This window comes from Chryseobacterium sp. HNCC26DJ241 (genome assembly GCF_057180505.1).
In genome coordinates this window covers 1-12,091 of sequence record NZ_JBXUGL010000051.1, presented here as the reverse complement: position 1 = coordinate 12,091, position 12,091 = coordinate 1, and the positions used below count along the sequence as shown (strand labels likewise).

Below are 12,091 nucleotides of genomic sequence, written 5' to 3'. Positions count from 1 at the left end.
ATAAAAAAACAACTCATGTGAGTTGTTTTTTTGTATCTCTTTTATAATCTTATTTTTTATTCAGCAAAATCGCTGCTTCCTTTGCAAAATAGGTAGAAATGAGGCTTGCTCCAGCTCTTTTTATACATATTAATTGTTCCATCATAATTTTGTCATGATCCAGCCAGCCTTTTTCTGCTGCAGCTTTTATCATGGCATATTCGCCGGAAACATGATATACCGCAACCGGAACGTTTACATGATCTTTCACCTCACGAACAATATCTAAATAAGCAGTTCCCGGTTTTACCATTACAATATCTGCTCCTTCTTCCACATCGTATAATGCTTCTTTGATGGCTTCAATACGATTGGCATAATCCATTTGATACGTTTTTTTATCTTCCGGAACTTTTACATCCGCTTCTTTCGGAGCAGAATCCAAAGCATCACGAAAAGGCCCATAAAAAGCAGACGCATATTTTGCAGAATAGCTTAAAATTCCCACATTTTCAAAACCTGCTGCATCCAAACCTTGACGAAGACGCAAAACCCTTCCATCCATCATATCGGAAGGAGCTACAAAATCAGCACCTGCTTCTGCATGGGAAACTGCCATTTTTACGAGAGCTTCCACAGTAGAATCATTTTCAACATCGCCGTTTTTGATAATTCCGTCGTGTCCATAAATAGAATAAGGATCTAAAGCAACATCGGGCATTACAACCATTTCCGGGCATTCTTTTTTGATGGCACGAATTGCTTTCTGCATCAAACCATCAGAATTCCAGGCTTCTTTCCCAGTGTTATCTTTTAGATTATCATTTACTTTTACATAAATATTCACCGCACGAATTCCCAAATCATAAATTTCCCTGATCTCTTTTATCAACTCATCTATTGATCTCCGAAAAATTCCGGGCATGGAAGGAATTTCAATTTTCTGATTTTCGCCTTCACAAACAAACATTGGAAACATAAAATCTGTCGGACTCAGGCTGGTCTCACGAACCAAACTACGGATAGATTCATTTATTCTTAATCTTCTTCCTCTTTGTAATGGAAACATATTTTTAAAGTTTTCAGCTGACAGTTTTCAGGAGTCAGTTATGTTATATAATTAAATGATGTGATTAAATCCAATCAACCGGATTTTTCAAAATTTTGACGAGCTTTTCTTCTTGCGAGCCTTCTTCAGGATGATAGTCGTAAATCCACTGAACGTGAGGAGGTAAGCTCATTAAAATAGATTCAATTCTACCATTGGTTTTCAGGCCAAATAAAGTTCCTTTATCATGAACAAGGTTGAATTCCACATAACGTCCTCTTCGGATTTCCTGCCATTTTCTGTTTTCTTCAGAATAGGATAAATCTTTTCTTCTTTCCACAATTGGAATATAACTTTCAAGAAAACTGTTTCCAACTTCTGTTACAAAATTATACCAGTCTTCCATATTCATTTCCGGTGTTTCTTTCAGATAATCAAAGAATAAGCCTCCAATTCCTCGAGCTTCGTTTCGGTGTGCATTCCAGAAATATTCGTCGCAGGATTTTTTATATTTCGTATAAAATTCAGGATGATGCTTATCACAGGCTTCTTTACAAATAGTATGAAAATGAACCGCATCTTCCTCAAATAAATAATACGGTGTCAAATCCTGACCTCCTCCAAACCAAGAATTGATTTTAGTTCCATTTTCATCAAACATTTCAAAATACCTCCAATTGGCATGAACAGTAGGAACCATCGGGCTTTTCGGATGAATGACAAGACTCAGTCCGCAAGCAAAAAAATCAGCTTCTTTTACATTGAACATTTTCTGCATTGTCTCCGGAAGTTTCCCATGAACCGCAGAAATATTAACCCCTCCTTTTTCAAAAATTTTACCGTTTTCAATAACGCGGGTTCTTCCACCACCACCTTCCGGTCGCTCCCAAATATCTTCACGGAATTTTGCAACACCATCTATTTCTTCCAGTTTAGAAGTAATGCTATCTTGCAGATTTTGAATGTATTGATAAAATTTTTCTTTCATTTTTTAGGTGGTAGTTTTAAGTTAGAGATTTAAAGTGTTGATGAAATTTTTCTAATTAAAGAAGCTAACATTCGTTTTATTTCATCAATTAATAACAAGTTGAGGTGATTTTTGCCAGACATTATATTTTCTATAATCAATATAACTGTAAACTTAAATCTGTCAACTTTTAACTATTTATACTCTTTCACGGCATCAATAAATGCTTTTGCATGATCTACCGGAATATTTGGTAAAATTCCGTGACCGAGATTTACGATGTATTTGTCTTTTCCAAATTCATCAATCATTTCGTGAACCATTTTCTTGATTACCGGAATCGGTGAAAGCAATCTTGACGGATCAAAATTTCCTTGTAAAGTGATATTTCCACCTGTCAGTTCTCGTGCAGTTTTTGGAGCGCACGTCCAATCCACACCTAAAGCTGACGCTTTTGATTTCGACATTTCATTCAATGCAAACCAACAGCCTTTTCCGAAAACAATTACTTCCGTTTCATCAGCTAATGCTTCCACAATCTGATTGATGTATTTCCATGAAAATTCCTGATAATCAGCAGGAGAAAGCATTCCTCCCCACGAATCAAAAATCTGAACGGCATTCACTCCGGTTTTTACTTTTTCCTTTAGGTATAAAATTGTGGTATCGGTTATTTTTTGCAATAAAGTGTGTGCTGCAACCGGTTCTGAAAAGCAGAATCCTTTTGCTTTATCAAATGATTTTGAGCCTTTTCCTTCCACAGCATAACAAAAAATTGTCCATGGAGAACCTGCAAAACCAATCAATGGAACCTCATCATTCAACATTTCTTTCGTCATTTTGATGGCATCCATTACATATCCCAAACTTTCTTCAATATTTGGAATAAATACATTGTCCACATCTTTTTGTGAACGAATAGGATTGGGAAGAACGGGACCAATATTGTCTTTCAACTCCACTTCAATTCCCATTGCTTGCGGAATTACCAAAATATCAGAAAATAAAATTGCTGCATCCGGTTTTACAATTCTAATGGGCTGAACTGTAATTTCCGAAGCCAATTCCGGAGTTTTGCAACGGGTGAAAAAATCATACTTGTCTCGCAATGCACGAAATTCCGGTAAGTATCTTCCTGCTTGTCGCATCATCCAAACCGGTGGTCTTTCCACCGATTCTCCTTTTAAAGCTCTGAGAAATAAATCGTTTTTAATCATTATTCAGTTATGGACTTTTGTCCAAAATATTTTATACAAGTTGTAATTACGTTTTCGATGGTTTGCTCTTCGGCAATTTTTCTATTTTTTGTGATTCCTTCCAAAGCATGTGCAGTTGTAGTTCCGATACAAAAACACACTTCATCAGAAATTTTATTTTTTATTAAATAACTTTCAATTCCTGAAGGACTGAAAAAAAGAATTCCATCCAGTTTATTTTCAATTTTTATGGAATTTGGATTATTGTGATATACCTGATATTCCTCGAAATTGATATTTGCTTGCTTCATTGCATTCGGAAGAATGTCTTGTCTACGATTTCCGGCAAAAAAAGCAATACTTTCATTTACAAATTTTTCTTGAAGAACTGGAATCAATTCCTGAGAATATTCTCTGGAAATCAAAACATTAAAGCCATTTTTCTCTAATCCTTTTTTTGTTTTTTCACCGACACAAATAGCCGGAACTTTCTTTAAATGTTCAGCACTTTCATTTTGCAAAACACTTTTTACCGCATTTTGAGAAGTGAAGAGCAAAAGTGACGGTTGCTGTTTTAGCTGAAAAGAAACAAAATCAATCTGGATAAAATCTTCGTCAATCACCGAAAATCCAACATTGGATAAAGAATTTTTCTGAACTTCATCTAATTTTTTTGTTGATAAAATCGTGATTTCAGGTTTCATTTATTTTTTCAATTGTTGGCGGAGTTCATTCATTACTGTTTCTCCTCCGTTTTCCAGAATTTCTTTTGCTGCGGAAGCTCCGATATTTCTCCAATCTTCGGCAGCAATCGTTTTATCCATTTCAAATTTTTGTTTTCCGTCCAAAGAAAGTAAAATGCCTTTGAAATGTACAGAATTTTCTTCTTCGTTATATTTTGCCAAAGCTCCAATTGGAGCAGTACAACCACCTTCCAGAGTTTTCAGAAATTGTCTTTCGATATGGGTTTCGATTTCGGTTTTTTTATCATTTAATTTTGAAAGAGCATCAAGAACAAATTCATCTTCCTGCATTGCAACCACCATCAAAGCGCCTTGAGCCGGAGCCGGAATCATCCAATCTAAATTGAGCGAATTTTCAGGTTTTATATCCAATCTTTCTAAACCTGCTGCTGCGAATATTGCTCCGTTCCAATTGTTATCCTGCAATTTTTGAAGACGTGTATTTACATTTCCTCGCAAATCTTCTGTTGTATGATTGGGATATTTGTTAAGCCATTGCGCTTTTCTTCGCAAAGATCCGGTAGCAACAATTCCGTTATGTTCTAAAAAATCTCGATTTCCTTTGTGAACCAGAATATCCAATGTATTTGCTCTTTCCAAAACCGCTCCCTGAACAATTCCGAATGGTAAAGAAGTCGGAACATCTTTCATGGAATGAACAGCAATATCCACTTTCCCGGAAATCATGGCAATATCTAAAGTTTTGGTAAAAATTCCGGTGATTCCCAATTCATAAAGCGGTTTATCCAGAATTATATCTCCTTCCGATTTTATGGGGATAATTTCTATTTCAAAACCCAGATTTTTTAATTTATCGGCTACAGTATTTGCCTGCCACAAAGCAAGTTGGCTGTCTCTTGTTCCGATTCTTATTGTTTTAGCCATTTTTTTCGGTTTCTAATTGGAAAACTTTTCCTATCCATTCAATGCTTTCTTCCAAATCTGTGTTTTCATTTTTGAAATGCGTAGCAAAATGAGCCGTTATTTTCTGAATAATATTGGATGTAATAATATTGGCGTGTTCTTCATCAAAATTTTCCAACTTTTTCTTATGATAGTTGAGTTCGCTCTGCTGGATTTCTTCCAATTTAGCTTTCAATGCGTTGATTGTGGGAGCATATCTTCTTGCATACGTCCAGTTCAAAAACTCATGCTTCACTTCATCAATAATTTCCATTGCTTGTGGAATATATTGTTTGCGTTTTTCCAAAGTATCGTCCGTAATCTGAGAAAGAGCATCCAAGTGAACCAATTCAACACCTGCAACTTCCAAAACATCTTCATTCACGTTTTTAGGTATGGATAGATCTAAAATCAGAAGTGGTTTTTTAAGATTCAGAAGTTCTTTATCAATAGTAGGATGTTGAGCTCCAGTTGCCACAATTAGCACGTCTGCTTTTTGGATTTCCTCTTGCAGATCTGCATAATCCTTTACTTTCAAATTAAATTTTCCGGAAATTTTTTGTGCTTTATCTTTAGTACGATTGATTAATGTAATATGCTCGTTTTTAGTGTGTTTTACTAAATTTTCACATGTATTTCTACCAATTTTTCCAACACCGAAAAGCAATAAATTTTTATCCGAAATATTTTCTACGTTATTGAGGATATACTGAACGGATGCAAATGAAACAGAAGTTGCACCAGAACTGATTTCGGTTTCATTTTTAATTCTTTTGCTTGCCTGAATTACAGAATTAATAAGGCGTTCAAAATAATTATTGGTTAACCCTTTTTCACGGGCACTGATAAATCCGGTTTTTACTTGGCTGATAATTTCAAAATCCCCCAAAATCTGGCTGTCCATTCCTGTCCCAACCTTGAACAGATGATCTATTGCTTCATTTCCCTTATGAACATAGGCAAATTGTTGAAAATCTTCAACAGTTCCGTTGCTGTATTTGCATAACAAGGAAATGAGCTGAAAAGGATGTTCAGCAAAACCATAAATTTCCGTTCTATTGCAGGTGGATATTGCTATCAAAGGAAAAATTCCCTCAGATTTTGCATGATCTAATAATGCATTTTTGGCTTCATCATTCAGACTAAATTTGCCTCTTATTTCTGCATCGGCTTTTTTATAATTTAATCCAATAACGTAAAAATGTTTTGTTTCCAACTTACTGTTTTGTTTCATTATTATCAGGTCCTCATAAACCGGCTACAAATTTAGCTTCAATCAAGTAAAATAAATAACGCTAAAAGGACTAATTTTAACCCTTAAATTTTTAATCGTTATTTTTATATTTAATATTTATGAAAAACCCTTTCTATAAAAGGTTTTTACAGTATCATAATTTTGAAATTTAGAACAATTCTAAATAGTTTTTATTCATAAATTTTTTATTACTTTTGCATCAAAATAACGCTATGAGTTCTGAAGAAGATGTAATTCTAGAAGATGAATTCATTTGTTTTCGATTTCGGAATAACTCTGAAAATGTGCAGGTTATAGAAAGAAATCTGATGTCAAATGCTATACAGTTTCATTTTGTTTTAAAAGGAAACGGCACTTTTTCTTTTAATCAGGGAACGTATAAAATGCCGGTTGCTGAAGAAACGGGATTAACACTTTATAACCCTCAAAAAGGTTTGCCTATTCATTTAGAAATTGAACCAAATTCTTGGATTGTTTCCATTATCATTTCAATTAAAAAATTTCACAGCTTATTTTCTACAGAAGCAGAATTTATTCCTTTTTTGAATACTGAAAATATTGACAGAAAGCATTATTCTCAGCATGTTCTAACTCCGGCTATGTCCGTGGTTTTGTATCAGATCATGAATTTTGGTCTTCATCCTTCCATGAAAAAGCTATATTATAAAGCGAAAGTATACGAAGTATTGAGCCTGCTTTTCAACAAACCTGAAGATGATGCAGAAAACTGCCCTTTCAAAGCAGACAGTGAAGATGCCTCAAAAATTCAGCACGCAAAAGATATTTTACTAAAAAATATGTCGGAACCTCCTACTTTACAAGAACTAGCAAATGAAGTTGGACTTAACATCAAAAAACTGAAACAGGGATTCAAACAAGTTTATGGACACACTGTTTATGGTTTTCTTATAGATTATAAAATGGAGTATGCCCGAAAATTATTAGACAGCGGAACCTATAATGTAAATGAAGTAGGAAATAGAATCGGCTATAGCACAGCAAGTCACTTCATCGCTGCATTTAAAAATAAATTCGGGACAACACCGAAAAAATATTTGCAATCACTGAAAAATTAATTAAGAATTTATAAAATTTTATATAAAGAAAAAATGAAAGGAGTATTGCTTGTGAATCTCGGTTCGCCGGAAGCACCAACACCGGAAGCTGTAAAACCATACTTGGATGAATTTCTGATGGATGAACGCGTGATTGATCTACCTTATGGTTTGCGTGCTCTTCTTGTAAGAGGAATCATACTAAATACTCGCCCCGCAAAATCTGCGGCTGCCTATAAAAAAATTTGGTGGGAAGATGGTTCTCCATTAATTGTTATTTCTAAAAGAACCCATGAAAAAGTACAAAAACGGGTAGATATTCCCGTTGCTTTGGGAATGCGCTATGGAAATCCCTCCGTAGAAACAGCTTTGAAAGAACTTTCTGATAAAGGAGTGACTGAGATTTTTCTTGTCAGTTTGTATCCTCAATACGCAATGTCTACTACAGAAACTGTAGAAGTTCTTACCGAAAAATTAATAAAAGAGAAGTTTACGAATCTGAAACTCACAAAACTTCCTCCTTTTTATAACAAGCCTGATTACATCAAAAATATTTCGGATGTTATTTCCAATGATTTGGCAAATTTTGATTATGATTTCCTATTGTTTTCTTATCACGGAGTTCCGGAAAGACACATTCGGAAAACGGATAAAACAGGAAAGCATAAAGGAATGAAATTTACCGATCACCAATATTGCTGCAAACCCGGAACTCCTGAATCTGAACAATGCTACCGAACCCATTGCATGGAAACGACAAGGCTAATTGTAGAAAAACTGGGCATTTCTGAAGATAAATACGGAATGGCTTTTCAGTCGCGTTTAGGACTTGATAAGTGGATCACTCCTTATACTGCTGATACTGTTGAAGATTTAGCAAAAAAAGGAATCAAAAAATTAGCCGTCGTAACACCGGCTTTTATTGCTGATTGTATTGAAACTTTGGAAGAAATTGAAATGGAAGCGGGACATGATTTTAAAGAAAACGGAGGTGAAGAATTCAAGATGATTTCATGTCTAAATGACGATGATGCATGGACACAAACTTTGGCTTCTTGGATAAATAATTGGGCAAAAAATTAAGCAAAATGTTCTATTTATATTTAAAAGCGTTGCACATTATTTTTGTTGTATGCTGGTTTGCAGGACTTTTTTATTCTGTACGATTGTTCATGTATTACGCTGAAGCTCAGGAAAAATCCGAAACTGAAAAAGAAATTTTATCCAAACAATATCGGATCATGACCAATCGGTTGTGGTCTATAATCACTTTTCCTGCTGCAATTTTGGCAACCATTTTCGGAGTCTGGATGTTGATCGAAAATCCGGCTCTTTTACAGATGACTTGGATGCAGATAAAATTGTTTTTCGTTGTTTTACTTTGGTTGTATCATTTTAAGTGTCACCAATTTGTAAAACAGATCGAAGCAGCAACTTTAGAAAAAAAGGGCACTTTTTTTAGAATTTGGAATGAAGGTGCTACTTTAATTCTTTTTTCCATTGTGTTTCTGGTTATTTTAAAAGGAACTTTTAGCTGGATTTTCGGAGTTGTCGGATTGGTTGGTCTTGCCGTTTTATTGATGTTGGGAATTCGGCTTTACAAAAAAATCCGTGAAAATAAAAATTCCTAATATTTAGAACATATTTAAAATTATAATTTATTTTCAACATTAAGAAATTAAGATCATTTAGTTTAAATTGCTGAAAATCTTAATGTTAAAAACAAGAATAAACAAGGCTTATTTTAGTGCAGGAAATTAAGAAAAGTTATAAAAAATTTTTAACTCTCAAAAAGCATTTTGGTAATAAAGTCATTTTCTTTATTCCCTCTTGCCGGAGAATATTCTCTTCCGTAAAAAATAATCTGAAGATGAAGTTTGTTCCATACTTCTTTCGGAAACAATTTTTTAGCATCGTTTTCGGTTTGTACTACATTTTTTCCATCGGTAAGTTCCCATTGTTTCATCAAACGATGGATGTGTGTATCGACAGGAAAAGCAGGATATCCGAAAGCCTGACTCATCACAACGGAAGCCGTTTTATGACCGACTCCGGGAAGTTCTTCTAATTGTTCAAATGATTGAGGAACAATTCCTTTGTGTTTTTCCACAAGAATTTCGGACATTTTTTTCAAATTTTTTGCTTTCTGATTGGAAAGTCCGATTTCTTTAATAAGTTCCTTGATTTCCGCAACTTCTAATTCTTTCATTTTTTCCGGAGTATCGGCTGTTTCAAATAATTTAGGAGTTACCTGATTTACTTTTTTGTCTGTTGTTTGTGCAGAAAGTGCAACCGCAACCAAAAGCGTGAAAGCATCTTTATGATCCAGCGGAATGGGAACTACCGGATAAAGTTTTTCCAATTCTTTCATTACAATTTCGGCTCTTTGCTTTTTGGTCATATTTGAAGTAATTTTGTGTAAAAATAAAAATTATGTTGAAAGAAGGCGAAAAATTGCCGGAATTTTCGGGAATTAATCAGGATGGAAAAGTAATAAAATCTTCAGATTTTAAAGGAAAAAAATTGATCATTTTCTTTTATCCAAAAGCCAATACGCCAACCTGCACTGTGGAAGCCTGTAATTTGAGTGACAATTATTCGAAACTTAAAAAAGCTGGATATCAACTTTTGGGAATTTCTGCAGATTCTGCAAAAAGACAGAAAAATTTCAAAGATAAATTCGCATTTCCATATGATTTAATTGCGGATACCGATCATCAGATTATTGAAAAATTTGGAGTTTGGCAACTGAAAAAAACCTTCGGAATCGAACATATGGGAATTGTGCGTTCCACTTTTATTTTTGATGAAAAAGGAGTTTGCACAAGAGTGATTGACAAAGTAACTTCTAAAAAAGCAGCCGAACAGATATTGGAAAAATAAAGAGCCATCCGAAACGGATGACTCTTACAAATTATCATTGTGGCTTTTTATTTTATAATTATTTTTTTGCTCACAGTTTTATTATTTTCTGGGAATATTGTTAATAAATAAACGCCTTTGATCATTTTCTGGACATCTATTGTATTTTCTGTGCCTTCCGAAACAGCTCTTCCAGATAAATCAAATAATTTCCATGACATTATCTTCTGATTTCCGCTTTCTATTTTTATAAATGTAGAGGCTGGATTTGGGTAGATCTTTATTTCTGAAGGTAGTGAAATTTTAATTTCTTTAAAATAATTTTCAGAAGCACTGTCGTTTTTAGCAAAATTTTCGATTATTCCATCACAAGGAGCTATATAAGCTCGAAATAAACTTCCTCTTGTTGCTTTCACATGAAAACCAGGAATTAATTTCACATTTTGACCAGCTTTATAATTGACTATCAGTCCATCATTTATATCAGAAGAAGCGACAATGGACTGTCCTGCCTGAAAATTTTGAGAAACTGTAACCTGATAATTTATATCTAAATTATCGATACAATTACTTACATTATCCAAATGTGGCACGAGCTGCGGATATGAATATCCATTTTTGGTATTTATAATTTGAGGAGGAATTTGATCAATAGTAAAATTAGGATTATTTGGGTTGTTGATGACCAACCAGTTATAGGAATAATAGCCATTAATGCTATTCCAACCAAATATAACCTCTCTTGTTCCCGTCGTGCTATTATAATTAGTTTGGTAATTTTGAATCATATAAATTTTTCCATTAGCAGCTCTCTGCATAGACACGTTATTTCCTCCCTGTATATTTTGAAGTCCAACAAAAGTACCTGTTGAAATTTTATATGACCAAATTTGTGAAATAGACGCTGGATAATCACATAAACATTTATCTGAGCTAGAAAAATAAATAATGTTACTGTCTGCTGAAAATTCTGCACTATTCGTAAAATCAGATTTATCTATATATTGTGATCCATAAGTAGGAACAATATTGATTTGATTAGTAATGCTTCCGGTTGTATTATTAAAATCGGCTAAATAAATACCTTTATTAGGATCTGTATTTATTCTTGTTAATAATTTTTTACTGTTTGGTGATATTTTAAAAAATGTGCCATAGTTTGAAGCCGGACTTACTACTGGAGTAGTATTCAAGCCACCAGGATTCAGTTTATAGGATAAAAAATTTCCATTATTTGCGGTTACAATCCAATATGAATTTCCGTTGCTTCCCACTGTAGATGTTAGTGCATTAGTGGGCGAATTACTAAATAAGATATTGTTTTTTGAAATTACCGCTCCTAATCCTCCCGCTAAACTCATGTCTACAATAGCATAACGCAATCCATAATTATAAGATGTTGTATCTGATAAGTTTCCTTGATCATTTACAGTTTTATTACCATTAATGTAAAATACATAATATATAGAGTTCGAGCCCGGTAAAGGAACAATTATAGATGATTGATCTGAAGGGTTTCCGAATGTATTAAAAGCATTATTATTGACACCAAACAGATTATCTCCGTTGGTCATGACTACCCCATTTTTATTATATATTTTATAACCATCACTATAAAAAAGCAATTCTCCAGTATTTTTATCACTAATAACAGAGCTGATATACCTTATAGAAGGACTTAAATTTGTTGTATGTGTAAAACCCATGGATGAACTTGTATTAAACCGCCATTTATTATTACCAAACAACCAGTTATCGTTCTCGTGTTGTGAAAAGAAGATCCCTATACTCATGTAAAAAATACACAAGTACATCGTTTTATTACGTATCATAATTGATTTCTTAAGTTAAATAATGTCTATTTCGCGATCTTAGCTTCCAAAGCCTCAATTCGCTTTTGTTGCTCAATAGTATAAAGTGTAAGCTCTTCTATTTTTTGCAACAAAAGATTCGTCATTTCTCCTACTTGCAGTCCTTTTTCCTTGATTTCCTGTGCAGAAGGAATATTCGGTAAGTGATTATTTTCTTTGGTGTACTTTTCAACTTCAGCTAAAGTAGGCATTGTATAATCAGATTTTAAAGT

General features: G+C 33.9%; 12 protein-coding genes and 1 pseudogene. 4 read left to right on the top strand and 9 right to left on the bottom strand.

Annotated features, from left to right (window positions below; translation table 11 throughout):
- Positions 1–49: 49 nt before the first annotated feature.
- From hemB to hemA, 6 genes are all read right to left on the bottom strand, one after another.
- Positions 50–1,048 carry a porphobilinogen synthase gene (gene hemB, locus AC2A1C_RS15140; RefSeq protein ID WP_484026746.1) on the bottom strand — a complete coding sequence of 333 codons (999 nt, stop codon included), beginning with the start codon at positions 1,046–1,048 and terminating at the stop codon, positions 50–52.
- A gap of 64 nt (positions 1,049–1,112) precedes the next feature.
- On the bottom strand, positions 1,113–2,015 hold the full coding sequence (gene hemF, locus AC2A1C_RS15135) for an oxygen-dependent coproporphyrinogen oxidase (RefSeq protein ID WP_484026745.1): 903 nt from the start codon (positions 2,013–2,015) through the stop codon (positions 1,113–1,115).
- A 173-nt stretch (positions 2,016–2,188) separates the two neighbouring features.
- On the bottom strand, positions 2,189–3,211 hold the full coding sequence (hemE, locus tag AC2A1C_RS15130) for a uroporphyrinogen decarboxylase (protein ID WP_484026744.1): 1,023 nt from the start codon (positions 3,209–3,211) through the stop codon (positions 2,189–2,191).
- Positions 3,211–3,894 (bottom strand): uroporphyrinogen-III synthase, encoded by a 684-nt coding sequence (locus tag AC2A1C_RS15125; protein ID WP_484026742.1) that lies wholly within the window; start codon positions 3,892–3,894, stop codon positions 3,211–3,213. The genes hemE and AC2A1C_RS15125 overlap by 1 nt, the downstream gene beginning before the upstream one ends.
- Complete coding sequence (gene hemC / locus AC2A1C_RS15120) at positions 3,895–4,818, bottom strand: hydroxymethylbilane synthase (protein ID WP_484026741.1); 924 nt, start codon at positions 4,816–4,818, stop codon at positions 3,895–3,897.
- Positions 4,811–6,070 (bottom strand): glutamyl-tRNA reductase, encoded by a 1,260-nt coding sequence (hemA, locus tag AC2A1C_RS15115; protein ID WP_484026739.1) that lies wholly within the window; start codon positions 6,068–6,070, stop codon positions 4,811–4,813. Before hemA ends, hemC begins: the two co-directional genes overlap by 8 nt.
- 233 nt (positions 6,071–6,303) lie before the next feature.
- On the opposite strand from hemA, the gene AC2A1C_RS15110 reads away from it, so the two are divergent.
- Genes AC2A1C_RS15110 through AC2A1C_RS15100 form a run of 3 tightly spaced genes read left to right on the top strand, consistent with a single transcriptional unit; the run spans position 6,304 to position 8,777 of the window.
- Positions 6,304–7,167 (top strand): helix-turn-helix domain-containing protein, encoded by an 864-nt coding sequence (locus AC2A1C_RS15110; protein WP_484026738.1) that lies wholly within the window; start codon positions 6,304–6,306, stop codon positions 7,165–7,167.
- Positions 7,168–7,200: 33 nt separating this feature from the next.
- Complete coding sequence (gene hemH / locus AC2A1C_RS15105) at positions 7,201–8,229, top strand: ferrochelatase (RefSeq protein ID WP_484026736.1); 1,029 nt, start codon at positions 7,201–7,203, stop codon at positions 8,227–8,229.
- A 5-nt stretch (positions 8,230–8,234) separates the two neighbouring features.
- The gene (locus AC2A1C_RS15100) at positions 8,235–8,777 is read left to right on the top strand and encodes a CopD family protein (RefSeq protein WP_484026734.1); all 543 of its coding nucleotides are present in this window, start codon (positions 8,235–8,237) and stop codon (positions 8,775–8,777) included.
- Positions 8,778–8,926: 149 nt separating this feature from the next.
- Here the strand turns inward: AC2A1C_RS15100 and nth are convergent, their stop codons facing one another.
- Entirely contained in the window at positions 8,927–9,547 is a 621-nt protein-coding gene (gene nth / locus AC2A1C_RS15095) for an endonuclease III (RefSeq protein ID WP_484026733.1), read from the bottom strand.
- Positions 9,548–9,579: 32 nt separating this feature from the next.
- On the opposite strand from nth, the gene bcp reads away from it, so the two are divergent.
- Positions 9,580–10,029, top strand: a complete 450-nt coding sequence (bcp, locus tag AC2A1C_RS15090; protein ID WP_484026731.1) for a thioredoxin-dependent thiol peroxidase — start codon at positions 9,580–9,582, stop codon at positions 10,027–10,029.
- Between the two features lie 47 nt (positions 10,030–10,076).
- Here bcp and AC2A1C_RS15085 read toward each other — a convergent pair whose 3' ends face one another.
- Both AC2A1C_RS15085 and AC2A1C_RS15080 read right to left on the bottom strand, forming a co-directional pair.
- Complete coding sequence (locus tag AC2A1C_RS15085; protein WP_484026730.1) at positions 10,077–11,714, bottom strand: T9SS type A sorting domain-containing protein; 1,638 nt, start codon at positions 11,712–11,714, stop codon at positions 10,077–10,079.
- A gap of 152 nt (positions 11,715–11,866) precedes the next feature.
- Positions 11,867–12,091, bottom strand: a pseudogene (locus AC2A1C_RS15080) (hypothetical protein); the annotation flags it as partial.

Coding starts and splice junctions, on each gene's coding strand:
- hemB (WP_484026746.1), bottom strand. CDS start 1,048: ATGTTTCCATTACAAAGAGGAAGAAGATTAAGAATAAATGAATCTATC.
- hemF (WP_484026745.1), bottom strand. CDS start 2,015: ATGAAAGAAAAATTTTATCAATACATTCAAAATCTGCAAGATAGCATT.
- hemE (WP_484026744.1), bottom strand. CDS start 3,211: ATGATTAAAAACGATTTATTTCTCAGAGCTTTAAAAGGAGAATCGGTG.
- AC2A1C_RS15125 (WP_484026742.1), bottom strand. CDS start 3,894: ATGAAACCTGAAATCACGATTTTATCAACAAAAAAATTAGATGAAGTT.
- hemC (WP_484026741.1), bottom strand. CDS start 4,818: ATGGCTAAAACAATAAGAATCGGAACAAGAGACAGCCAACTTGCTTTG.
- hemA (WP_484026739.1), bottom strand. CDS start 6,070: ATGAAACAAAACAGTAAGTTGGAAACAAAACATTTTTACGTTATTGGA.
- AC2A1C_RS15110 (WP_484026738.1), top strand. CDS start 6,304: ATGAGTTCTGAAGAAGATGTAATTCTAGAAGATGAATTCATTTGTTTT.
- hemH (WP_484026736.1), top strand. CDS start 7,201: ATGAAAGGAGTATTGCTTGTGAATCTCGGTTCGCCGGAAGCACCAACA.
- AC2A1C_RS15100 (WP_484026734.1), top strand. CDS start 8,235: ATGTTCTATTTATATTTAAAAGCGTTGCACATTATTTTTGTTGTATGC.
- nth (WP_484026733.1), bottom strand. CDS start 9,547: ATGACCAAAAAGCAAAGAGCCGAAATTGTAATGAAAGAATTGGAAAAA.
- bcp (WP_484026731.1), top strand. CDS start 9,580: ATGTTGAAAGAAGGCGAAAAATTGCCGGAATTTTCGGGAATTAATCAG.
- AC2A1C_RS15085 (WP_484026730.1), bottom strand. CDS start 11,714: ATGGGTTTTACACATACAACAAATTTAAGTCCTTCTATAAGGTATATC.